This is a genomic window from Mycobacterium sp. SMC-2, from assembly GCF_025263485.1.
Lineage (GTDB): Bacteria > Actinomycetota > Actinomycetes > Mycobacteriales > Mycobacteriaceae > Mycobacterium.
Window position 1 is genome coordinate 3,765,014 of record NZ_CP079863.1, and the last position, 21,989, is coordinate 3,787,002.

Consider the following 21,989-nt stretch of genomic DNA (forward strand, 5'->3'; position numbering starts at 1 on the left):
CATCGAGGACCGGGTCGTCACCCGAATCGGAGCGGAAGCCACCCGCGCGGCTGCTGTTCGAGCGCTCGCTCGGCATGCTGGACACCACGGTCGGCAACGTCCTCGACGACCCGAAGCTGGTCGAGCGTGGGACGGCGCTCGTCGAACGCAGCGCCGCGCTCGGTCGCGCGGCACGGCTGGACGCCAAGGCCGCGGCCAGGAAGGAACAGGCCGACGCGAAGTTGAAGAGCGTCCGCGACGAGGCGGTCGAGGACCGGCAGGAAGCGCAGGCGGCCGCCGAGCAGGAGATCACACAGGCGCGTAAGAACGCCGAGCAGCGCAAGCGTGCCGCCACACAGTCGGCACAGCAGCAGAGTGCTGCGGCGAAACAGCGCGCCGACGAAACCGCGGACCGGAAAAAGCGGACGGTCGAGTCGGCCAAGCGCCAGGTGGAATCCAGGACTCAGGCGGCCGAGAGGGCCGTGTCCGAGGCCGCGGCGGCGCAAATCGACGAGGCCGAGGACAAGCTGGGCGAGGCCGCTGAGCAGCGCTCCGAGGCGGACCGGGTCGCACAACTGGCGGCTGCCGAGAAGCAGCAGCGGCAAGAAGAGCGGGCGAACGACTGACGCGTCAGACCCGCGGCGCCGGACCCTGGTTGATCTTGTTGGCCGCGAACGTCGCGGCCTGGGCGGTCATTCCGTCTTCGATGTAGGAGACGTGCGCCATGATGTTGCCGCCTCCGGAGCAGATCGGATCGTCGGGCGCGCACAGGCTGATGCTCTTGGACCCGTAGGCCGGATTGATCGTCGGCAGCGGTTGGCCGCCCCACAGCATGGACGAGAATCCGCTGGTGGGCTCGCCGAAGAGGGCGACAGCGGCGACGTGATCGGCGGCCGACGCCGGCATGGCGTTGGTGGCCAGGTCGATCACGGTCGAGCCCTGGGAGTATCCGCCCAGCACGATCCGTGAGTTCGGGCAGCTGGCGATCGTGTCCTGGATGCGTGTGCTCGCGTCATTGGCGCCGGCGTTCGCGCTGTTGTGGTAGTCGTCGTTGGCCGGGTAATTGACCGCATAGACGTCGACGGACTTCCCGCCGAGCTGCGAGGTGAGCGAGTCGACGAACGCCTGGCCGATGTTGCCCAGACCGGGCTCCTGGTGAGTGCCGCGGGCGAAGACCACGGAAACGTCGGAGCATGCGTCGGCGGCGGCAGTGGGAAGGGCAACCGGTGTGTTCAGCGCCGCCCACGTCGTCGCCACCGACACACCAACAATGCGGGCAAATCTGCGTGCACTCATGGCGAAATCCTGTCACACCGCCGGCCACGGCGGTCCCCGCGGTTGGCGCTACGGCCGGGACACGGGCACGAGCGGCTGAGTCACCCTGCGGCACAAGGGATCAGCGACCGCGCCACTGCGGCTTGCGCTTCTCGGCCCAGGCCCGAAGCCCCTCGGCGACGTCCTCTGTCGCCCCGGCCACCTTACGCATGGTCTCGCCGAAGCGGACCGACTCGATCCAGCCCATGTCGGCCGTTCGCCACGCCACCTCCTTCGTCGCCCGTTGGGCCAGGGGAGCGGCCTCGGTGAGAGTTCGCGCCCAGGCCCGGGCCTCGGCCTGCAGGTCGTCGGGCTCCACGAGCTTCCACACCAGGCCGATCTCCTTGGCCCGCTCGGCGCTCATCGGCTTGCCGGTGAGGAGCAGCTCCATGGCATTGGCCCAGCCGACCCGCTGGGGCAGCCGGATCGCCCCGACGATGGTCGGTACGCCGATCGAGACCTCGGGGTAGCAGAAGCTGGCTTCGGTGCTGGCGATGACGAAGTCGCAGAACAACACCCCGGTCAGCCCGTAGCCGATGCAGGGCCCGTGCACGGCGGCGATGGTCGGCTTGAAGAGTTCCATCCCGCTTTCGAAGGAGTTGATCGTCGGCTTCTCCCAGAAGGTGCCTCCGAAGGTCCCGACCGAGCCCTCACCGTCTTTGAGGTCGCCGCCCGCGCAGTAGACGCTGCCGTTGGCGGTCAGGATCGCGACCCACGCATCGAGGTCGTCGCGGAACCGCTCCCAGGCCGCGTTCAGGTCCTGGCGCAAAGCGCCGTTGATGGCGTTGCGAGCCTCCGGACGGTTGAGGGTGATGGTGGCGATGTGGTCGGCCAGCTCATATGTGACAAGGCTCATGGGGTAACCCTAGGGCGGCGAGTGTGAGCCCTAAGTACCAAAACCCGCTCGAATTCATCCACAGGCCCCACGCTCGGTGGCGGACCGCGTCGACCGCACGCCTATCCTGGCCAAAGTGGCCGAACTGTCCGCTCGCGGAACTGCGCACCCGCCTTGACGGACTGACCACCCGCGACGCCGCCCGCCTCGGCAGGCGCCTGAAGAATCTTCGCGCCGAACCCGACAAGCTGCGGCAACTCGCCGCGCACATGGCGCAGGCCGAAGCGCTCGTGGCCACGCGGCAAGCCGCAGCCTCGCGGTCCGCATCGATCCTGTGTGGCAGCCGCTCGCCGACTCATTGACCTCCCACTCTCAACCTATAGCGCACCGGGGGGCTTGCGGCAAGGGCCGGGTGATGCCGCACAATCGCTGGCCGAAGCCAACTTTCGCTCTTGTCAGGGGGTCGGGAATGTCGTCGCACGAAAACTTCGACCATGCCGTGCTGGTCGCGGGCGGAGGCCCGACGGGGCTGATGTTGGCCGGTGAATTGGCCTTGGCGGGAGTCGATGTGGCGATCGTCGAGCGGCGCCGGAGCCAGGACCTGGTCGGCTCCCGTGCGGGGGGCTTGCATGCGCGTACCATCGAGGTCCTCGATCAGCGCGGGATCGCCGATCGGTTTCTGGCCCGTGGCCAGGTCGCCCAGGTCGCCGGGTTCTCGCAGATTCGCCTGGACATCAGCGACTTTCCAACCCGACATCCCTACGGTCTTGCGTTGTGGCAGAACGAGATCGAACGCATCCTCGCCGATTGGGTGAACGAGTTCGGGGTGCGGTTCTATCGCGGGCACGAGGTGACCGGCATTGCCCATGACGCCACGGGCGTGAACGTCGGGTTATGCGATGGTCGATCCCTGCGGGCGCGATTTCTCGTCGGCTGCGACGGCGGACGCAGCGTGGTTCGGAAGGCGGTCGGCATCGATTTCCCGGGGTGGGAGCCGACGACCAGCTACCTGCTCGGCCAGGTCGAAATGGATTTCGGCACAGGCGATCCTCCGGTGTGGGGCATTCGCCACGACGCGCTGGGCGTCCATGCCCTGTCCGCCGAAGAGGAGGGTGGGCCGGTCCGCGTCATGGTCACCGAGCGCCGCCTCGGGCCGACCAGCGAGCCCACGCTGGGCGAGCTGAGTGAGGCGCTCATCGCCGTCTACGGGACCGACTACGGGATCCACAGTCCCGCCTGGCTTTCCAGATTCACCGATACGGCGCGGCAGGCCACAGCCTATCGCGATGGACGTGTCCTGCTGGCCGGTGACGCCGCGCATATCCATCACCCGGTCGGCGGACAGGGCTTGAACACCGGTGTGCAGGACGCCGTGAACCTGGGATGGAAGCTCGCACAGGTGGTCAACGGGACGTCGCCCGACGGGCTGCTCGACACCTACCACGCGGAACGGCACCCGGTCGCCGCGCGCGTGCTGCGCAACTCGCTCGCGCAGATGGCCCTTCTCCGCTCGGACGACCGCACCAGGGTCTTGCGCGACACCGTGTCTGACCTGCTCGGCATGGACGAACCGCGCAAACGGTTCGCCGCCATGATGTCCGGCCTGGACATCCGCTACGACCTGGGCGACGGGCACCCGCTGCTCGGACGCCGCATGCCCGATCTCGATCTGGTTACCGCGGACGGCCCGCTGCGCGTGTACCCGCTGCTACACCGGGCCCGCCCGGCGTTGCTCAACCTCGGTGAACCGGGCCGATTCGACATCACTGCGTGGGCGCCTCGGGTGCAGATGATCGACGCCGAACATCCCGGTAGCTGCGAGCTTCCCGTGATCGGCATGGTCACGGTTCCCGACGCGGTGCTGATCCGGCCGGACGGACATGTCGCCTGGACGGGCGAATCCGGCGAATCCACGCTTCGAGAAGCCCTCACCGCCTGGTTCGGCGCCTCGCCCGGCTCCTAGCCCCTAGTCGGGCGGTTCGTCGTCCGAGCCCCGAACGGGGGCGCGTTCCCGGTCGCTGGGCTTTCCGGCAACGCCTTCGGCCTCCCGGTCGTCGGCGACCTTCTCCTCGAGTTGGTCGACGATGTCCTCCAGCTCCTCAGAGTGCCCCCGTAGGTCTTTGTCGGGTTTCGTCATATCGCTTTCCATCGACTGTGGTCGGGTATCGCCCCGCCGGTATCCAGTACCCAGTCAGCAGGACACTAACCGGGCGGGGCTCCTCAACGGCGGCAAAAGCCGGGTCGGCCGAGCCGGCAGTGAGGGACGCGACATAACGCCGCGGCGGTGGAAGTATCGCAGGAGTGGCCGACAAGAAACCGCAGACCATCTCTTACCCGGCGGCCGGTGGGCGTCCGCGCCGCCACGAGACCGAACCGCTCGACCCTCACGTCATCGTCCTGTTCGGCGCGACGGGGGATCTGGCGAAACGCAGGCTGATCCCCGGCCTGGCCTACCTGGACCAGTCCGAGCTCGCGCCCGACATCCAGATCGTCGCGACATCCCTGGAAGACCTGAGTGACGACGAATTCCGCGAGATCGCCAAAGACGCAATCGACTCGTTCGGCAGACACAAACTCACGTCCGAACAGTGGGCCAACTTCGCCAAGATCGTCACCTATGTTCCGCAGAGCCGCGGACCGAGGGCGCTGGCCGCGGCGGTCGCCGAAGCGGAATCCAACCTGGGTCCCAAGGTCAGGCGGCTGCATTACCTGTCGGTGCCGCCAAAAGCCGCGCGCGAGGTCATCACCATGCTGCGCGAGGCCGAGCTCGTCGATCGCTCGCGGGTGGTGATGGAAAAACCGTTCGGGACCGACTTGGCCAGCGCCGTCGCGCTCAACGACTTCGTGCACGAAACGTTCGAGGAATCGCAGATTTTTCGTATCGACCACTTCCTGGGCAAGGAAGCGGCCCAGAACATCCTGGCGTTCCGCTTTGCCAACGGCCTGTTCGAGCCGATCTGGAACCGCAACTTCATCGATCACATCCAGATCGACATCCCCGAAGCCCTCGGACTGGATCAGCGGGCGAGCTTCTACGAGGAGACCGGCGCCTATAAGGACATGGTGGTGACGCACCTGTTCCAGGTGATGGCGTTCGTGGTCATGGAGCCGCCGACGGCGCTCGAACCCTTTGCCATCAGCGAGGAAAAGAACAAGGTGTTCCGGTCCATGCTGCCGGTCAAGCCGTCCAACGTGGTGCGCGGCCAGTACAACGGGTACCGCGAAGAGCAAGGCGTGGCACGGGATTCCGACACCGAGACGTTCATCGCACTCAAGGTCGGCATCGACAACTGGCGCTGGGCTGGCGTGCCTATCTATCTGCGTACCGGCAAGAAGATGGCCGAGGGCATCCGCATCATCTCGATCGCATTCCGAGAGGCGCCGCGGACGATGTTCCCGCCCGGTTCGGGGGTGGGGACTCAGGGTCCGGATCACCTCACGTTCGACCTCGCCGACACTTCGAAGGTTTCGCTGTCGTTCTACGGCAAGCGGCCGGGCCCGGGTATGAAGTTGGACAAGCTGTCGATGCAGTTCTCCTCGCAGGAGATCGACACCGTCGTCGATGTGCTGGAGGCGTACGAACGGCTCATCCTCGACGCGATGCGCGGTGATCACACGCTGTTCAACACCGCGGAGGGCATCGAATCGTTGTGGGAGCGTTCGCAGGAGCTGCTCGACGACCCACCGCCGGCGAAGATGTACCAGCCGGGCACTTGGGGTCCCAACGCCATCCATCAATTGATCGCACCCAATGCGTGGCGGTTGCCGTTCGAACGCGAGTGGCGCGATGCCAGGCCTGACTCCTGAGAGGCGCGCCGTGGCAGTGTGTTCGAGGTCGACGCTAGCGCGAGTGTCTTGCACGATAGCGTCGATCCCGGGGCCATAGCCCCTCCGAACCCGCTGAGCTAGACGACAGGAAGCGAATCCCTTGATGGCCCCGACTCTGCGCCCGCGCCGCTCCGCCTTGTATCTCCCCGGCAACAAGCCCCGGGCGCTGGAGAAGGCGAAATCGCTGCCCGCGGATGTCCTCATCTTCGACCTCGAGGACGCGGTTGGGCCCGACGCCAAAGCCGATTCGAGGGCCACGGTGTGCGACGCGATCTCGTCGGACAGCTATGGCCCCCGGGAGGTCGTGGTGCGCATCAACGGTCTCGGCACCGAGTGGCACGACGAGGACTTGGCGGCCGTGGCCGCTTCACCCGCCCACGGGGTGCTGGTCCCGAAAGTCGAGTCGGGCGAACAGGTTCGAGCGCTGGCCGCAAGGCTGGACGGGCTCGACGCATCGGAGTCGCTGCAGCTATGGGTGATGATGGAGACGCCGCGATCCTTCCTGAGAGCCGAGGAGATCGCCGCCGCCAGCGACCGGTTGGCCGCGCTGGTGATCGGCACCAACGACCTCGTGAACGATCTGCACGGATTGCACGTGTCCGGGCGAGCGCCGGTGGTGCCGGCGTTGTCGTTGGCGGTGCTGGGAGCCAGGGCGGCCGGAAAGGTGATCCTGGACGGCGTGTTCAACGACATCACCGACGAAGACGGCTTTCGAGCCGAGGCCCGGCAAGGCCGCGAAATGGGTTTCGACGGCAAGACTTTGATCCATCCGTCCCAGATCGGCCCGGCCAACGACCTGTTCGGTCCGTCGCAGCAGGAACTCGCCGACGCCCGTAAGGTTGTCGCGGCCTACGAGGAGGCGCGGGCCGCCGGCACCAGTGTCATCACGGTTGACGGTCGCATGATCGAGAATCTGCACGTCCGCAACGCCGAGCGGATCCTCGCCCTTGCGGACCTCATCACGGAACTGGCATCCGCCTCGTAGCTGTACTGGCTCACTGCTTGCCGACCCTGCCGGCGATCTGGCCGGCGAGCTTGACAGCCAAGTCCACCGGGTCCTTGCGGACCGCGCCGACGTCGACCGCAACGTTGTTGCGTACCGTCAGCGCCCGCTGGCAGGTCATGGTCAGCAGGACGTTGCCGTTGTCGCGCAGCGTCATGGTCAGGGTGGTGCTCAACACTCCGTTGGTGTTGGAGACCGGTCCCACCTGCCAACCCGTCTCCGGGGTGTCCTGCCCGGCCGGGGTGGTGAACTGTCGGTTGGCGCAGGCCGGCCAACGCTGCGCCGACGTGGCGAAGAAGGCATTCGCCTCTTTGGCGGTTGGGAACAACACCGCTACCTGGCTCACCTCAGGGTCGGGTTCGTTGGAATCCGGGGGAGCGGACGCAACCTCCTCGTCACCGCTGACCGCGGTGTAACCGCTGCCGGCGTAAACGGGCGCCTGCCCCGGGCCAATGGCGTAGATGCAGTCGTCGGGGAATTTCCAGCCCGCGGGCCACGGCTGCTTCGCGTTGTCGTCTTGCAGCTTGTCGGACTTTTCCTTGCTCTTCGATCCGGTGACGCCCAATGCGCCGTCAATGTCCGCGGATGTCAGCAAGAACCCCGGCAGCGCGGCCTGTGCGGCGGGGGGCCGCGACGAGGTCGTCGTTGATGAGCCGGAACCACCCTCGTTGCTACCGCCGCACGCGGCAAGCAGAACTCCGATAGCGGCGACGGATATCGCGGCTGTTAGCTGGCGCATGCTTGCTCATCCTTCACGGTCGCGTTTGAGCCCCTCAAGCTTCCGCGCGACCGGCGCATCCGCTATCTAACCCTGGGGGGGTGGACGGAAGCATAACCGCTTGGATAGCAAATTGCGCGATTCCCCGCAAAGTGTTGCCCGAACCGTCGTTCGAGCCGCGCGGTCGACGTCGAGCGGCGTGGCGTGCCGAACCGACGGGCTGGACGCAGACGGTGTCGCGCAACCGTGAATCGTTCGCAGATCAAGGGTTTCCTGGGTCAACAAAGAAACCGGGGACGCGCCTACCCGGGCACGTCCCGCGGCGCGCCTCCGATCCAGAAACGAATCAAAACCGCGGTCGGCGGGCGCGGGTTGCCGGTATGGTGCATGCAGCAAAGGTCATTTTCGTCACTGTCGGCGCCCAGCCCAACCATCCCGACCTCAACGCCAACGAAGACCCGATCGCCGGTTGGACACCGAGCAGTCTGTCCTGACGTGAATCCGAAAGAACGCCGGCTCTCGGTCAGCTAACTCCTCGACTTTGTCTGAGCGAATCCCATGCGCCAACGGGCACCCGGACGCGAAGTGATCCACCGTGATGGCAACTGGGGGCCGGGGCGGCCTCCTACGGCGCCGGTCCCGCGGCCCGGACCGGTGGGTCGACGGTGACCACGCGGTAGGTTGAACGCGGTTCCTGACGACTCGAGAGGAGACGCCGTGCGTCACACCGCGGCCATGGCCGAGGCCGACCGCACGTGGATGGTCGACACGCTGCTCGCGCTGCTGCAGACGCCAAGTCCGGCGGGGCGGACGGACGCGGTGATGCAGCTCATCGGCGACATCTTCGACGACTTCGGCGTGCCGTTCTCGTTGACGCGGCGCGGGGCGCTGACCGCCGAGCTCCCGGGGGCTTCGGCGACCACTGACCGCGCCATCGTGGTTCACGCCGACACCATCGGCTGCATGGTGCGTCGGCTCAAGGACAACGGCCGTCTCGAAGTGGTGCCGGTCGGCACCTTCTCGGCCCGCTTCGCCGCGGGCGCCCGGGTGCGGATCTTCTGCGATGACCCCGACGAATTCATCACCGGCACGGTGATGCCGCTCAAGGCCAGTGGACACGCATTCGGCGACGAGATCGACTCCCAGCCCACGGGCTGGGAGCACGTCGAGGTTCGCATCGACCGCAAGGTGTCTTCGCGGGAAGACCTGGTCAGTCTCGGCCTGCAAGTCGGCGACTTCGTTGCGTTGATCACCAGCCCCGAGCTGACCGCCGACGGCTTCATCGTTTCCCGTCACCTCGACGGGAAGGCGGGGGTCGCGATCGCGCTCGCGCTGGTGAAGAACTTCGCCGAGAACAAGGTCGTGCTGCCGCACCGCACCACGATCATGGTCACCATCACCGAGGAGGTCGGTCACGGCGCCAGCCACGGCCTGCCGGCGGACGTTGCCGAACTGATCTCGGTGGACAACGCGGTGTGCGCCCCCGGCCAGCACTCCCTGGAAGACGGGGTGACGATCCCGATGGCCGACATGCACGGCCCGTTTGACTACCACCTGACCCGGAAGCTGTGCCGCCTCGCCGAGGAACAGGGAATCCCGTTCGCCCGCGACATTTTTCGCTACTACCGGTCCGATGCCGCCGCGGCGATCGAGGCGGGCGCGGGCACCCGCGCCGCACTCGTCGGGTTCGGGCTCGACGGCAGCCACGGCTGGGAGCGCACCCACCTGGATTCTCTGGAGGCGGCGTATTGCCTGCTGCATGCCTGGCTGCAGACCCCGCTGACCTTCGCCAAATGGGACGCCAAACCGTCGGGCAAGCTGCAGGACTTCCCGTCGTCCAAACAACCCGCGCCGAGCGAGCGGTGGGTGCCACTGGCCCGCGGCGAACACGATTCACCCGGCGAGGCGTCCCCGGGATCGCACTGGCCGCCGGAAGGACCCCAGGCCTGAGGCGACTTCGCGTGCCCTTGGCGATCGGTCAATCACAGCGCGCTGTGATTGACGAGCGCATCGGCCACCAAACCGATTCCGAAGACCAGGAACAACAGCCGCACCGACATCGGGCCGTACCGGGTGAGGGTGCGCACGAGCTGACGCTGAATACGCTTGGCCCGCACCGTTTTTCTTGTCGAGAGGGCAAGGATCAGCAGCGGCGGGGAAAGCGCGATCGTCCAGTAGACGACGATGGCCAATGGCCAGAGCGGCGGCCTCGGGTGTAGCGCGGCCAGCATGGCCAGGCCGGTGAGGTAGGGGATGGCCGTTGGCGCTTGGCCGCTTCCGACCGCCAACCCGAGGAGCCCGAGCAGCCAGGGACGCTCCCGCATCGCCGCCAATGCCCAGCCAGGAGCCGACGATTGGGCGGTCAACGGGAAGTAGGCCAGGCCGGTCAGCACCAGGCCGAGCGCCAGCTCGCCGCCGAAACGGATCACCGGTGTCACGTGGAAGCCGACGACGTGGGTCAAGAAGCTGAGCCCCAAGACCGTGCACAGCCCGAACGTGGTTGTCACGACGAATACGCCCGCGACGAAGCTCAGGGCGCCCGGAATCGGCGACCGGCGGCTCAACCGGCTGTCGAAAATGACCGCGGAGACCACGCCCACGTTGAGGACGTTCAACGAATCGAGAAGCGCCAGCCCGGCAAGCGCCACCACAAGAGCACCCACGCGCTTGAACCCGGCCTACCGTGTGAACTCGGCGGCTGCCCTCCGATCGCTGGACGCGGTCCGGGACGGGCCAATCAAAGCGGCGATCATGCTGCAGACAATACGAGTCGGAGGAGCGACGTGTCTTTTCGAGGCGGCGTCAGCTGGGCTCGGCGGGTATGTCACCGGGGTAACTGGTATCGATTGCGATCCGGTCACACGGCATGGGGCGCACCATCATCACCCTCCGCCGTCCCTGAGCTTTCGCCCGAATCCAAACGCAAACGGTTGTTGCCATCTACAGTTCAGCAAATACCGGAGAATCTTCGATAGCTAAGGACGATGATGGCGAAAAGCGTTGCAACCACAAATGACAACGAGAAGATTGTTCTCGATTTTATACACGCCGCTTACGGCGAGAGCATGGACATCGACGCGATGACCGCGCTCATGGCCGACGACTTCGTGTGGCAACTGCACGTGCCACTCTCACCGGAGGTTCGCGGACGCGACGCGGCGCGCGCGGAACTCGAGAAGCACAACACCCTTTCGACCGGCATGGTCGAGGGGAGCGAGATCCGCACGATCGTCTCCGACGGCGACACCGTCGTCGTCGAGCGCGTCGACGTGAACGCCATGAACGGTGTCGCCGTGACGTTCTACGTCACGGCGTTCTTCGGCGTCCGCGACGGCGCGATCACTTACTGGCGGGAGTATTGGGATACCACACACGTCGCTCAGCAACTCGGCATAGACCCCGCGCTCATGTTCGCGCCGCTGAGCAGTTGAGCGACAGGGGATTGGCGTGCCGAGCTAGCTCGAGGAGCTCAGGATCTTGATCGCGAACACCAGCGAGTCGCCCGGCCTGATCCCGGCGCTGGGTTGCCCGTCGGGGTAGCCATCCGCGGAGGTCATCGCGACGGCGACCGTGGACCCGACCTTTTGTCCCGCGATGGCCTTCTGGAAGCCCGGCACGACGCGGTTAAGCGGGAAGTCGATTGGGGCGCCCCGTTGGTAGCTGCTGTCGAACACCGACCCGTCGCGTCCGTTGACGCCCATGTAGCAGACGGAAACCGTGGCCGTGGGCGAGACCACCGGTCCATCCCCGGCGCGCGGCGTATGCACCTGGGTCTGGGCCACGCTGAACGGCGTTGTCACGTCCACGCGCGGAGCTGTCGTATCTGTGGATCCGGTGACCGCGACGCTGCCGGTGGTCCCGGTCAGCGTCCACTCGGGCGTTCCACCGTTCTGCGGCGGCGTCGTGGGGCATGAGCCGGCGGCGGTTGCGTTGTCCGACGCTGCGACCGCCAGGACTGTTGCCGCGACACAGGCCGCGACGGAGGAATACACCAGGGATGACTTCACGGTCGTCACGCTACAGACCGCCCGTTGTGTCCCTCACCGGCGGCCCCGCCGCTACAGACGGACGCAACGCAAACTCCACAGAAACAGTTCCAATCCGACAAGCCACCTTTGCCAGCTTTCGTTATTGTTCTTATTCGTGCTGCTTCGAGCCCCCCAACTCGGGCGGCCTCGCAGAAGGGACCGATCGATGCCCTCACCCCGCTGGCTGGCCGGACTCGCCATTCCCATGATGGCCGGCGCTGCCCTGGTCGGTAGCGCCGCGATCGCGACCGCCAATACCCCCCAAGATGACGCATACCTCGCGCAGCTGCGTGCCGTCGGCCTCTCGTGGCCACCCAAGACGGAGGAGGCCCTCATCGGAGAGGCGCATCTCATTTGTTACGACCTGACGTGGGGTTGGACGCCGCAACAGATCGCCGACGACATTCACGCCCGCTTGGATGCGAAGGGCGTCACGTTATTAGACGTCGGGACCATGGTCGACGCCGCGCACTCGATCTATTGCCCCGGAAACGTGTGCGACGCCCCATCCCTCTGCACCTGACAGCACGCGCTGTTGACCAGGCGCCGTCTCTGGTTACCGGCGAGGTGGCGGATCGAAAGAACATTGCGTGTAGCGAAACAGACTGCAGCTCAATATGATCGGATTCCAGGTCACCACTTCATCGCGACCGATCGCTCCAAAGCGGCCAGCGACGCGGCGAGGTAATCGTCAGAGAAAATGGGCATCCCGCCAACGCGGTCCCGGAAATCCTGCGAGGTGCCGCTCCAGTCGTAAGTGAGGGTGACGTCCGTGCCGGCGCCGTTCGGGGTGAGGTCGTAACGCCAGAACCAACCTCCGGGAGCGTGGTTGCCCGCGTCGTCGAGCACGCCCGGCATCCACCCGATGGCGCGGTCCCTCTCGAAGACATTGACCAGGTTGTGCGTGACGTAGTCGCCTCCCGCCTGGGTGAGGTACATGTTCATCGCGAACATCTGTCCCGCGTCGGTGATCGGCGCAGTGTCCACCGCGTCGCGGACCCAGTCGGTGGGCTCGGTGTTCTGGTGGCGGGACGGGTCGACGAGGACGGCGAAAATCTCGGCTGGGGTCGCGGCGATGGTGCGGGTGACGACGTAACGTTCGGCGGTGGCGCTCATGCGTTGTCCTCACTTGTCTTGGGCCCGTACGCGGCTGCGATAGCGGGGGAGTCGAGCCACCCCGAGTATGTGGGCCGCGAGGGCCAGCCTTCAGGCGAATCAAGCCATTCCTCTTGGCGGCCCCACGGCAGGAGGTCGATCAGCGCGAACGTGTGGCTGAGCTGCTCGGTGCCGCGCCCGTTGGTATGCCACGTGCGGTACACCGTGTCGCCGTCGCGTAGGAACACGTTGACGCCGAACCCGCCGCCGGGCGGTGCGTCCATGTCGGCGGCGAACGTGCTCTCCGACGACGAATACCAGTCCATCCGGTTGCCGACCTTGTCCTTGTAGGCGAGGGCTTCCTCGATCGGCCCGTTGGTGACGATGACGAAGCGGGCATCGTAGTTGTCGAGGAACTCCAGCCTGGTGAATTGCGATGTAAAGCCCGTGCATCCGCCGCACTGCCACTCCGCGCCGTCGGACCACATGTGGTGGTAGACGATCAGCTGCGAGCGGCCACCGAAAACATCGGGCAGCCGGATTGGCCCGTCGGCGCCGATCAGGGTGTAGTCGGGCAACCGGACCATCGGCAGGCGGCGGCGCTGGGCGGCGATCGCATCCAGTTCACGCGTGGCGGCCTTCTCGCGTTTGCGCAGTTCGTCGAGCGCGGTGCGCCAGGTCTGTTGATGACGACTGGCGGCAGGGCCGTATTCCGGGACGACATGGGATCCACCTTTGCTCTCGATTCGTGTTCTTGGAAGGACTGACTGGTGGAGTCTCCGGAATTCATCGCTGCCTGCTGGACCTCGGCGCCAGGCTGGTCATTGGCGCATCCTGCCAGCCTCCTCTCTAGCCACTCGGTGACGATGGCGGCGGGCCCGCACTCACCGTTGACGCCCCGGTCATGGCTCCAGGTTCAACAGCCCTCCACCAGTCGTCAGATCCAGCGGGACCGACACGTGGTCGTGCGCGATGAACCAGCGGCCATTGACCTTCCGAAAGCATGTCGTTGCCCGAACCCAGAAACCGGTGGTCGCCGTGCCGCTCATCAACGTGCCGCTGAGCCGGTTGAGGCTGTGCGCAAATGCGACATCTTCGCCCACGGTGACGACGAGGTCGCGAATCTCGTAACCGAGCGGGCGCTCATACAACGCGAAGACGCGTTCCCAGTTCTTTCGTTTTGCTTCTGCTCCCACGTGTTGCAGGGGCGGTTCGACGTCGAACGACACAACGTCCGGCGCATAAATCGACATCACGGCATCGAGATCGTGCGCCCGAAGCGCGCCGGCCAGTTCGTCAATTCGCTGTCGGATATCAGCTTCGTCAGTCGGGTGTTCGGTAGCTGTTGTCACAGAATTAACGGTAGCCGCGCCCGGTGGTTCAGCCTTGACCTCTGCGCCCACGCTCGGTTCGATGATGTATACGCCGGTCGGGGAGGCCCAATGAAGATGTTGGCTCGCAATGTGGTTTCCGTCGTGATGGTCGCGATGGCGTCAATGGCAGCCGTGACTATCGCGACGCCGGCGGTGAGCAAGGCCGACTGCGCCGAAGGGGAGTGGTGGGACCCGACGGGCAAGGTATGCCGACCGCTTGGGGTCGGGCCACAACCGTTGGCATGCGACCCGGATCAGTGGTGGGACCCGACGGCCAATGTATGCCGGCCGCTGGGCGTCGGTCCGCAACCGCTCGGATGCGACAACGGCTGGTGGTGGGATCCCGGCACCAACGAATGCCGCCCGCCGGTGGTGCCGCCGGCCGGCTGATGCTCCCTCCACCGGGACCCGGCAACCCGGCATGAACGACTCCGTCGTCGTCAGGGTCAAGCCCGGCAGTCGCAAGGGACCACTCGTCGAGGTGGGTCCAAGCGGCGAGCTGACGATCTACGTTCGGGAGCCGGCGGTCGACGGCAAGGCCAACGACGCCGTCACCCGGCTACTGGCAGCGCACCTTCAATTGCCAAGGAACCGGGTCGAATTGATATCCGGAAGGACGTCACGGATCAAACGCTTCCGCGTGGACCGTTGAGCGCGCCTGACGCCGTTCAAGTCAGGGCAGCCCGCGGGCACCGTCGCCCCTGGTGTCACATCCCGGCGTGCTGTTCCGTCTAGCGACTGGAGAGTACGGAAGCATTGTCGGAAGGACGGCACCATGAATCGCTTGAGTAGGGCGGCGCAGATCTACCTGATCGCGGTGACAGCGGCCGTCGGCGCGCTCACCACCGGGATCGGGATCTGGTGCCTAATCGATCCGAATTCCTTTGCCGATGCCGTCGGATTTGATGCGCACCGGCACTTCCTGCATGACGTGGGTGCGTTCCAGCTGGGCCTGGGCGTCACCCTGCTACTCGCACTGATCTGGGCGGACGCGTTGGCCACAGCGCTCGCCGGATCCGTCGTCGCCAACACCGTGCACACGGTGAACCACGTTGTCGACCTCGAGGTGGGCGGTTCGGCCGCGCAAGCGTGGGTACTCGGTGTGGCGTCAGTTGCCCTGGCGCTGGCGTTCGTCGTGCGGTTACGTCAACTCGGCTACGTGTTGGGATCCGTTGGCACGGCAGCCAACCCGACGCTAGCGCCATTCGTGCGACAGAAGACGATCGCGCTCACCACCTTTCGCAAGGACGGGACCCCGGGGTCCAGCCCGGTCAGCATTGTGGTGGAGGGAGATCACGCCTACTTTCGAAGCTTCGAGCGAGCGATCAAAGCGCGCCGGATTCGACGTAACCCGAGCGTCGAGTTCGGCCCGGCGACGGCATCGGGCAAGCCGACCGGACCCGCGCTGTCTGGCCGCGTGCGTCTGCTCGAGGGGGCCGAATGCCAGAAGGCGGCACGTCTGTTGTGGCGCAAATATCCTCTCCTGCACGGCGTGTTGGTGCCGACCGCACACCGGCTCATGCGGTCCAGGTATGGCCGCACCATCCACGCGGAGTTGACTCCCCTCGGAGATGCGCAACGTTGCTGAGCAGGGGTTCAAGGCCCGCGTCGCTTTCGCCGGTCAACCGCGAGGAGTGCAGGACTGAGGTTCCGAAGACGCTCGGGCGTCAGTGCTCGTCGTAATGGCCGTCGTGAGCGGCGTGCCGACAGCCGTCATGTACGTAGTCGACGTGATCCTCGTGTGGGATCGCTACGTGCCCACACCCGTCGCCGTGGCGGTGGTCGTGAGGCTCGTGTACTTCGTGGCCGGCGGGCTCACATTCGTCGTAGTGGTTCTCGTGCTGCCGATGAACATGACCATCGTGCACGTAGTCGACGTGATCCCCATGCGGGATCGCGACGTGACCGCAACCCGCTCCATGCAGGTGGTCGTGCTGCAAATGCTCGTTGTGCAATGTGCCGGTCATTGTTCCTCACCACCCATACCGAAGTTGGATTCGCGCGCTATGGTGCGATCGAGAAACCCAATGTAGCTCCGTGAGCGCCCCCGTCGCCAGAGACCGGCCACAGTTCATCTATCCGTTGACCCGTCAACACCTGAGGGGATGCGGCTGCTCCACCAAGTGCCGCTTAGGCATTCGGCGCGATACGGCTTTACCCCGCTGCGATCCCGTCGGGTGGGGTCACTGTGGTCCCACTGGTCGTAGGAAGGCATCCACTCGCTGTTACCGCGGTGAATGCGAGGATCGCCGCAACGAGGACCTTCGTGGCTAGACGTGACATGGCGACTCCGTTCGTCCGCCCCCCTGTCGAAACTCTAAATGGACCGGGGATTTATTTCAACCAATATTGAAATATCGGCGGTTTGCAGGCATAGTTCCTATCCGGACAGATGGATCGGTCGTGCAGCAGCGGGCTCTCAGATGAGCCAGTTCGTTGAGGCGCGCTGATGTGGTCGGTGCGAGCGCCCGAGAGAACTCAGAGAAGGGGAGTCACGTGACGCCTAAGGTCCCGCCCGCAAGGGTCGCGCGAGCCGTTGAACGGGTTCGCCACCACCTGTCGCGGCTGCACCTACGCACCGCTCCGCCTGCGGCGGCGATGATGGAATTAATTCTCAACGCGTGGGTCGCTCAGGCCATCGCGACCGCAGCGGATCTTGGCGTGGCCGACGCCCTCGCCGATGGTCCTCTGTCCGACGAGCAGCTGGCAGAGCGGGTCGGCGCTGACGCCGACGCTTTGAGGCGACTCATGCGCGCGTTGATCGGCATCGGAATCTTCCGCCGGGGCAGCGACGGGCGTTACGCACTCACCGCGCTCGGGGAAACACTGCGCACCGACGCGCCCGTCTCAATGGCCGGGATGGCGCGGTGGGCCGGGTCGCCTCAGCATCGCGAGCACTGGAGCCACCTCACCGACGCGATTCGGACGGGGCGTCCGGTGGTCCCAGAGCTTCGCGGCAAACCGGCCTTCGAATACCTGGCCGACGAAGCGGAGCTGGGTGGGATTTTCAACTCCGCCATGACCAATGTGTCCGAGTTAGCGACCGTGCCGTTGACCGCGGCCTATGATTTCAGCGCGTTCGGCACGATCGTCGATGTCGGTGGGGGACACGGTCGGCTGCTGGCGGCGATCCTGGAGACCGCTCCGAATTCGCGCGGCGTGCTGTTCGATGTCCCGGAGGTGGTGGCGGGCGCCCCGGAGTTGTTGCGCAAGTATGGCGTCGACGACCGGGTGCGGATCGAAGAGGGCTCGTTCTTCGAATCCGCGCCCGAGGGCGGTGACGCGTACATACTCAAGAACGTTATCCATGACTGGCCGGAGGAAGACGCGGTCCGCATCCTGAAGAACGTTCACGCCGCGGCCCGCGCCGGCGCGCGACTGTTGCTCTGCGAGTTCGTCATTCCCGACCACGATCGCGACTTCCACGGCAAGTGGGTGGACCTCGAGATGCTGGTGGTCGCCGGCGCGCGGGAGCGCACCGCGGGGGAGTATGGCCGGCTGTTCGACCAAGCCGGTTTCCGGTTGAACCGCGTCGTCGAGACGGTGTCGCCGCTCAGCATCATCGAGGGGACTGCGTTGTAGCCGAGGCTATTTCGGCGGTGGCTGGGGCAACAGCACCTAGGCTGGCCAACGGCGGAGCTGTTCGGACGCCCAAGCCGGCAACGTCGGTGCCCCGATGACCGTGCCCGCCGTGAATTGCGCGACGATTCGGGGTCCCGCGCGCCGCGAATTGTCGTAGACGGTTGCGGTGTCCGCGATTTGGACCGCGTCGGCCACGAATTGCCATAATCGCCGGTGCCGCTCGCGGATCTTGCCCTCGGGCACGTCGTGACCGCCGTGGCGGACGCGCCGCTTCACGCGTTCGACGGCGAGGTCCTCAGGGATCAGTACCACGTGCAAGGCGATGGTGTAGCCCGCATCGTGAGCGGAGCGGATCAGGTCCAGCTTCGACGGATGGGAGAACACGGTCTCGGCGATGAACGACACGCCCGCCTCGATCAACTTGGCGCGGGTGTCTGCGGCGACCCGCGCCGCATCGTAGGCGTGCGCAAGTGGGTCATCGGGCCACCGCTGCTTTGCGATCTCGTCGGCGTTGACGCACACGCTGCGCGGCAACAACGGCGCCAACGTCAACGCGATGAACGTCGACTTGCCGGCGCCGTTCGGGCCGACGACGAGGTCCAGTCGCTTCATCGGCGGCGCGCGAAGTCATGAGTCATCGGTCGGCGTCGACCACCGCGGTTGTGCCGTCGGGCCTGTACTCGATGATCTCGCCGTCGTCGTTGAGCGCCACCGTCGTGATGCCCTGCGCTGCGAGGGTGTCACCGTAATTGGTGGTGGCCAAGGACTCCTCGATGGCGGCCGAGATCTCCGCGTTGAACACGAGGCCCTCGTCCTCGGACAGGTCGTTGGTATCCAGACGGCCGGCCAGCGCGGCCTCGACACGGTGGCGGGAGGCCGTCTGATGGCTCGACACCGCGCGGCCCACCCGGGCCCAGTGGTCGAGTTGCTGCTTGGCCGAGCGGCTCTGGCGAGCCCCTTCGGCGGCGGCGCTGTCCATCAGGTCGGCGGCGACCCTGGTGACGCGATCGGCGACGTTAGTCATATCCACAACCTCCTGTAGCAGTATGCTACGGCGTGTAGCAGAATGCTACCACTGCAAGTCAGTGGCGGCGTGGCGAGCACTCTACCGAGCGCGGCCGGGCTGAGATGACCAACATAGGCGTAACCCCCCGGGGAGGTAGGGCGCCATCAGCCGAGCATGGTCAGCGCGGACACAACTCTGTGCTGTGACCGTTAAGGATCGTTACCGCAATCGTGATTTTCGCACTCGTATCATTCGATTTACGAGAGAGATCCGAAGCCTTCGACTCAAGTAGCACCGATCGCCATCCGTATGCCTGGGGGCCGATATGACGACCGCAATCGCCACGCACTGTCGGCGGCGGCTGAAAATTGACCCCCTGGCGGCAGGTGAAAATTGACCCCCTGCCGGGGTGGTTGGTGATTATTCCTCAGTGGTGGCCGCTGCGGTAGGTGTGCGGCCGAGGTCGCGGTCTTTGAGTCGGTAGCTGTCTCCTTTGAGGGTGATGACTTCGGCGTGGTGGACGAGGCGGTCGATCATGGCGGCGGCCACGACGTCGTCGCCGAACACCTCGCCCCAGCGGCCGAAGGCTTTGTTGGAGGTGACGATCAGGCTGGCGCGCTCGTAGCGGGCCGAGACCAGTTGGAAGAACAGGTTGGCCGCCTCGGGTTCAAACGGGATGTAGCCGACTTCATCGATCACGATGAGCGGGTAGCGCCCGAGGCGGGTCAGTTCGGCGTGGATGCGTCCGGCGTGATGCGCTTCGGCGAGTCGGGCGACCCATTCGGCGGCGGTGGCGAACAGGACGCGGTGGCCGGCCTGACAGGCCCGTATCGCCAGCCCAATGGCCAGGTGGGTCTTGCCGGTGCCCGGTGGGCCGAGGAACACGACGTTGTCGCGGGCGGTGACGAAGTCCAGCGTGCCCAGATGCGCGATGGTGTCGCGTTTGAGTCCGCGAGCATGGTCGAAGTCGAACTCCTCCAGAGACTTTCGTGCCGGGAAGCGTGCCGCTCGGATACGTCCCTCGCCGCCGTGGGATTCGCGAGCAGAGACTTCACGTTGCAGGCACGCCGCCAAATATTCCTCGTGGGTCCAGTTCTGGGCCCGGGCCCGTTCGGCCAACCGGGCAATCGAGTCCCGCAGGGTGGGTGCCTTGAGTGCACGGGTCAGATACGCCAACTCGGTGGTCACGTCCCGCCCGGCAGTGGTGGTTTTGGTGGTGGCCATCAGGCGGCCCCGCCGTCAAGATCCACCCCGAACGCGGTGTCGTAGGACGACAGGTCTCGCACCGGCACCTCAGAGGCGAGCGGGGGTGGTGGGATCTGGATGCGTCTGCGCCGCAACACCTTCCCCACCTCCACGTGCACCGGATCGGAGATCGTCTGATGGGTGGACCAGATCCGGTCGTGCTCGGCGACGGTCTGCCCGTCGCAGAACGCTTGCACCCGATCCAAGTCCGCCCGGACCAGGACCCGGCGACCGACCGCGCTCGGGTGCACCGAGTAGTCGTTGCTGTCCAGACGGATGTAGTGATCCCGGGGCAGCCGCAGCGACGAGCACCAGCCGACCGTCGGCGCCACAGGCGGCAGCGCGAGCATCGCGGCCCGATCCGCGGTAATCCGATCCGTCGGGGCGCAGCCCAGGGCGCGACGGGTGCGGGTGTTGGCCACGGTCAGCCAGTCAGTCATCTGGGTGTTGAAATCCGCCGGTGAGGCGAACGCCCGGCCCGGCAGAAAGGAGCGCTCCAGATAGTCATGGGAGCGTTCGATAAGCCCTTTGGCTTCCGGGTCGGCGGGCCGGCAGACGATGACCTTGGTGGCCAGCACCCCGCGGAATGCCTGGCATTCCTTGGTCAGTTCGACCCGCCCACCCCGCCAGCGTCCGATCGCGCCTTCACCGTCCCAAACCAGTGCTCGCGGCACCGCGCCGAGCCGGCTGATCAGTTCCCACCAGCCGGCGAACAGATCCTCGGCCCGCCGCGACGGGAGCAGCATGGCCAGCAGCCAGCGGGAGTAGGCGCTGATCATGGTCAACACCGGCAGCCGGGTCGCGGTGCGGGTTTGACCGAACCCGACCGGAATCTCGACGTCGGGAAACCACAGATCACACTGGGCGATCTCCCCGGCCACGTAGGCCGTGCGTGAGGCCGGGTCCGGCGGCAGATAGACCGGCCGCAGCTCGGCCACCCGCGACGAGAGCACCCGGATGGAACGCTGCCAGCCGATCCGCTCGGCGATCACCGTGGCCGGCATCGTCGGATAGACCTGAAGCAGTTCACGGATGCGTGGTTCGACTTCGTCGACGATCGAACCGCGTGGCGGCCGTTCGTACTTCGGCGGTTCATCATCAGCCAGCGCCGACTTCACGGTGTTCTTCGAGATCTTCAACGCCCGCGCGATCACCTTGATCGGCAGGCCCTCGGCCCGGCGCAAGCGGCGGATCTCAGCCCAATCTTCCACAGACAACATTCCCTTCTGGTCCTCCTGGCTCGACTAGAGCCAGGCCACCGGACCAGGGGGTCAATTTTCAGTTGCCGCGCCGGGGTCACAATTCACGTGCCGCGGACACGCACGAACCAATCGAGAAAGACCCGGCCCACGCGCACGACGATGTTACTTCGGCGGTAGCGAGAGTGAACGCTATTGCCTGGCCAGGGGACACCGTTCTCGCCGAATTCAAGCTGCGCTGGCGACCCACGGAAGAAGAGATCGTGCGCGCGGCGATCACGGTGATTTTGTTAGCCCTCGTGGCGGTGATCGGCGTCTCCGCGGCCGCCATCTTCTCAATGGGCTAGTAGCGGATACGGCGCGCAACAAGGTTATTCAACGGCGTTGCGACGCGACCGGGCATTCGAGGTCCGTGTGGCCGGCCCAGCGTCCGCCAGTCACGGGTTTACGATGGCGCCGTGGCCGATGTGCAGATCGCGAATCGCACTACGCTGCGGCATTCGGCGAAGTCCTCGGCCCCTTGCTTCAGGTCGCAATGGACACGTCGCGCGACCACGTGTCGACGGTCCTTCCTGGTTGGTCTAGCCGTGTGGGCGACACGTGGTGCAAGGAGTTTCTGGTAGCTGGGGCGGAGCTTTCCAAAGCTCCGAGTCTGCTTTCCTCGTCAGCGATCGACAGCGACGTGACCATCGCATCTCGAAACGACTCGATCGATGCTCCGGAAGCCGTTCCGGACTAGTCGCCGTTGCGACCTTGGCTTTTCGGGCTTGGCTTTTCGGGCTTG

The 21,989-nt window shown here is 65.9% G+C and carries 25 protein-coding genes and 1 pseudogene; 12 read left to right on the forward strand and 14 right to left on the reverse strand.

The genetic code is table 11. The annotated features are described in order from the left end of the window. The first annotated feature begins 74 nt into the window (after window positions 1-74). Window positions 75-605, forward strand: a complete 531-nt coding sequence (locus KXD96_RS17595; protein WP_260738189.1) for an IF2 family translation initiation factor — start codon at window positions 75-77, stop codon at window positions 603-605. Between the two features lie 4 nt (window positions 606-609). On the opposite strand, the gene KXD96_RS17600 is transcribed toward KXD96_RS17595, so the two are convergent. Both KXD96_RS17600 and KXD96_RS17605 read right to left on the reverse strand, forming a co-directional pair. Continuing rightward, window positions 610-1,275: a cutinase family protein gene (locus tag KXD96_RS17600; protein ID WP_260738191.1), complete on the reverse strand. Its 666-nt coding sequence runs from the start codon at window positions 1,273-1,275 to the stop codon at window positions 610-612. A gap of 100 nt (window positions 1,276-1,375) precedes the next feature. Beyond that, window positions 1,376-2,149: an enoyl-CoA hydratase/isomerase family protein gene (locus KXD96_RS17605; protein ID WP_260738193.1), complete on the reverse strand. Its 774-nt coding sequence runs from the start codon at window positions 2,147-2,149 to the stop codon at window positions 1,376-1,378. Between the two features lie 448 nt (window positions 2,150-2,597). Here KXD96_RS17605 and KXD96_RS17610 point away from each other — a divergent pair, with 448 nt between their 5' ends. Next, window positions 2,598-4,091: an FAD-dependent monooxygenase gene (locus tag KXD96_RS17610; RefSeq protein ID WP_260738195.1), complete on the forward strand. Its 1,494-nt coding sequence runs from the start codon at window positions 2,598-2,600 to the stop codon at window positions 4,089-4,091. A gap of 3 nt (window positions 4,092-4,094) precedes the next feature. Here KXD96_RS17610 and KXD96_RS17615 read toward each other — a convergent pair whose 3' ends face one another. Next, complete coding sequence (locus KXD96_RS17615) at window positions 4,095-4,277, reverse strand: hypothetical protein (protein WP_260738197.1); 183 nt, start codon at window positions 4,275-4,277, stop codon at window positions 4,095-4,097. Window positions 4,278-4,429: 152 nt separating this feature from the next. Between KXD96_RS17615 and zwf the strand changes: the two genes are divergently transcribed. Both zwf and KXD96_RS17625 read left to right on the forward strand, forming a co-directional pair. Further along, on the forward strand, window positions 4,430-5,935 hold the full coding sequence (gene zwf / locus KXD96_RS17620) for a glucose-6-phosphate dehydrogenase (protein ID WP_260738199.1): 1,506 nt from the start codon (window positions 4,430-4,432) through the stop codon (window positions 5,933-5,935). 124 nt (window positions 5,936-6,059) lie between these two features. Beyond that, the gene (locus tag KXD96_RS17625; protein WP_260738201.1) at window positions 6,060-6,941 is read left to right on the forward strand and encodes a CoA ester lyase; all 882 of its coding nucleotides are present in this window, start codon (window positions 6,060-6,062) and stop codon (window positions 6,939-6,941) included. A gap of 10 nt (window positions 6,942-6,951) precedes the next feature. On the opposite strand, the gene KXD96_RS17630 is transcribed toward KXD96_RS17625, so the two are convergent. Beyond that, the gene (locus tag KXD96_RS17630; protein WP_260738204.1) at window positions 6,952-7,698 is read right to left on the reverse strand and encodes a sensor domain-containing protein; all 747 of its coding nucleotides are present in this window, start codon (window positions 7,696-7,698) and stop codon (window positions 6,952-6,954) included. A gap of 696 nt (window positions 7,699-8,394) precedes the next feature. Here KXD96_RS17630 and KXD96_RS17635 point away from each other — a divergent pair. Next, window positions 8,395-9,627, forward strand: coding sequence for an osmoprotectant NAGGN system M42 family peptidase (locus KXD96_RS17635; protein ID WP_260738205.1), 1,233 nt, complete (start codon window positions 8,395-8,397; stop codon window positions 9,625-9,627). A gap of 32 nt (window positions 9,628-9,659) precedes the next feature. Here KXD96_RS17635 and KXD96_RS17640 read toward each other — a convergent pair whose 3' ends face one another. Further along, window positions 9,660-10,340 (reverse strand): GAP family protein, encoded by a 681-nt coding sequence (locus tag KXD96_RS17640; protein WP_260738207.1) that lies wholly within the window; start codon window positions 10,338-10,340, stop codon window positions 9,660-9,662. 402 nt (window positions 10,341-10,742) lie between these two features. On the opposite strand from KXD96_RS17640, the gene KXD96_RS17645 reads away from it, so the two are divergent. Beyond that, complete coding sequence (locus KXD96_RS17645) at window positions 10,743-11,108, forward strand: nuclear transport factor 2 family protein (protein WP_260738210.1); 366 nt, start codon at window positions 10,743-10,745, stop codon at window positions 11,106-11,108. A 24-nt stretch (window positions 11,109-11,132) separates the two neighbouring features. Here KXD96_RS17645 and KXD96_RS17650 read toward each other — a convergent pair whose 3' ends face one another. Next, window positions 11,133-11,693 (reverse strand): FKBP-type peptidyl-prolyl cis-trans isomerase, encoded by a 561-nt coding sequence (locus tag KXD96_RS17650; RefSeq protein ID WP_396876888.1) that lies wholly within the window; start codon window positions 11,691-11,693, stop codon window positions 11,133-11,135. A 220-nt stretch (window positions 11,694-11,913) separates the two neighbouring features. On the opposite strand from KXD96_RS17650, the gene KXD96_RS17655 reads away from it, so the two are divergent. Further along, window positions 11,914-12,228, forward strand: coding sequence for a DUF732 domain-containing protein (locus KXD96_RS17655; RefSeq protein WP_260745428.1), 315 nt, complete (start codon window positions 11,914-11,916; stop codon window positions 12,226-12,228). A gap of 110 nt (window positions 12,229-12,338) precedes the next feature. Here the strand turns inward: KXD96_RS17655 and KXD96_RS17660 are convergent, their stop codons facing one another. From KXD96_RS17660 to KXD96_RS17670, 3 genes and pseudogenes are all read right to left on the reverse strand, one after another. Further along, window positions 12,339-12,821 (reverse strand): SRPBCC family protein, encoded by a 483-nt coding sequence (locus KXD96_RS17660; protein ID WP_260738213.1) that lies wholly within the window; start codon window positions 12,819-12,821, stop codon window positions 12,339-12,341. Beyond that, window positions 12,818-13,524 (reverse strand): annotated as a pseudogene (locus KXD96_RS17665) (DUF899 domain-containing protein). Before KXD96_RS17665 ends, KXD96_RS17660 begins: the two are co-directional and overlap by 4 nt. Window positions 13,525-13,702: 178 nt before the next feature. Beyond that, a complete protein-coding gene (locus KXD96_RS17670) occupies window positions 13,703-14,152 on the reverse strand; it encodes a nuclear transport factor 2 family protein (RefSeq protein ID WP_260738216.1) in 450 nt (149 codons plus the stop codon). Window positions 14,153-14,242: 90 nt separating this feature from the next. On the opposite strand from KXD96_RS17670, the gene KXD96_RS17675 reads away from it, so the two are divergent. The 3 genes from KXD96_RS17675 to KXD96_RS17685 all read left to right on the forward strand — a co-directional run bounded on the left by KXD96_RS17675 (window position 14,243) and on the right by KXD96_RS17685 (window position 15,761). Beyond that, window positions 14,243-14,563: a hypothetical protein gene (locus KXD96_RS17675; protein ID WP_260738218.1), complete on the forward strand. Its 321-nt coding sequence runs from the start codon at window positions 14,243-14,245 to the stop codon at window positions 14,561-14,563. A 31-nt stretch (window positions 14,564-14,594) separates the two neighbouring features. Beyond that, the gene (locus KXD96_RS17680) at window positions 14,595-14,825 is read left to right on the forward strand and encodes a DUF167 domain-containing protein (protein WP_260738219.1); all 231 of its coding nucleotides are present in this window, start codon (window positions 14,595-14,597) and stop codon (window positions 14,823-14,825) included. A 123-nt stretch (window positions 14,826-14,948) separates the two neighbouring features. After that, complete coding sequence (locus KXD96_RS17685; protein ID WP_260738223.1) at window positions 14,949-15,761, forward strand: PPOX class F420-dependent oxidoreductase; 813 nt, start codon at window positions 14,949-14,951, stop codon at window positions 15,759-15,761. Window positions 15,762-15,840: 79 nt separating this feature from the next. Here the strand turns inward: KXD96_RS17685 and KXD96_RS17690 are convergent, their stop codons facing one another. Next, window positions 15,841-16,140 (reverse strand): hypothetical protein, encoded by a 300-nt coding sequence (locus tag KXD96_RS17690; protein ID WP_260738225.1) that lies wholly within the window; start codon window positions 16,138-16,140, stop codon window positions 15,841-15,843. A gap of 529 nt (window positions 16,141-16,669) precedes the next feature. Between KXD96_RS17690 and KXD96_RS17695 the strand changes: the two genes are divergently transcribed. Next, on the forward strand, window positions 16,670-17,755 hold the full coding sequence (locus KXD96_RS17695; protein WP_260738227.1) for an acetylserotonin O-methyltransferase: 1,086 nt from the start codon (window positions 16,670-16,672) through the stop codon (window positions 17,753-17,755). A 36-nt stretch (window positions 17,756-17,791) separates the two neighbouring features. On the opposite strand, the gene KXD96_RS17700 is transcribed toward KXD96_RS17695, so the two are convergent. The 4 genes from KXD96_RS17700 to istA all read right to left on the reverse strand — a co-directional run bounded on the left by KXD96_RS17700 (window position 17,792) and on the right by istA (window position 21,226). After that, entirely contained in the window at window positions 17,792-18,367 is a 576-nt protein-coding gene (locus tag KXD96_RS17700; RefSeq protein ID WP_260738229.1) for a zeta toxin family protein, read from the reverse strand. Between the two features lie 22 nt (window positions 18,368-18,389). Continuing rightward, window positions 18,390-18,779, reverse strand: a complete 390-nt coding sequence (locus KXD96_RS17705; protein WP_260738235.1) for a ParD-like family protein — start codon at window positions 18,777-18,779, stop codon at window positions 18,390-18,392. 402 nt (window positions 18,780-19,181) lie between these two features. After that, complete coding sequence (istB, locus tag KXD96_RS17710; RefSeq protein ID WP_260736539.1) at window positions 19,182-19,985, reverse strand: IS21-like element helper ATPase IstB; 804 nt, start codon at window positions 19,983-19,985, stop codon at window positions 19,182-19,184. Beyond that, on the reverse strand, window positions 19,985-21,226 hold the full coding sequence (gene istA, locus KXD96_RS17715) for an IS21 family transposase (RefSeq protein ID WP_260736489.1): 1,242 nt from the start codon (window positions 21,224-21,226) through the stop codon (window positions 19,985-19,987). The genes istB and istA overlap by 1 nt, the downstream gene beginning before the upstream one ends. A gap of 164 nt (window positions 21,227-21,390) precedes the next feature. On the opposite strand from istA, the gene KXD96_RS17720 reads away from it, so the two are divergent. Beyond that, the gene (locus KXD96_RS17720) at window positions 21,391-21,552 is read left to right on the forward strand and encodes a hypothetical protein (protein WP_260738237.1); all 162 of its coding nucleotides are present in this window, start codon (window positions 21,391-21,393) and stop codon (window positions 21,550-21,552) included. The last annotated feature ends 437 nt before the right edge of the window (window positions 21,553-21,989 follow it).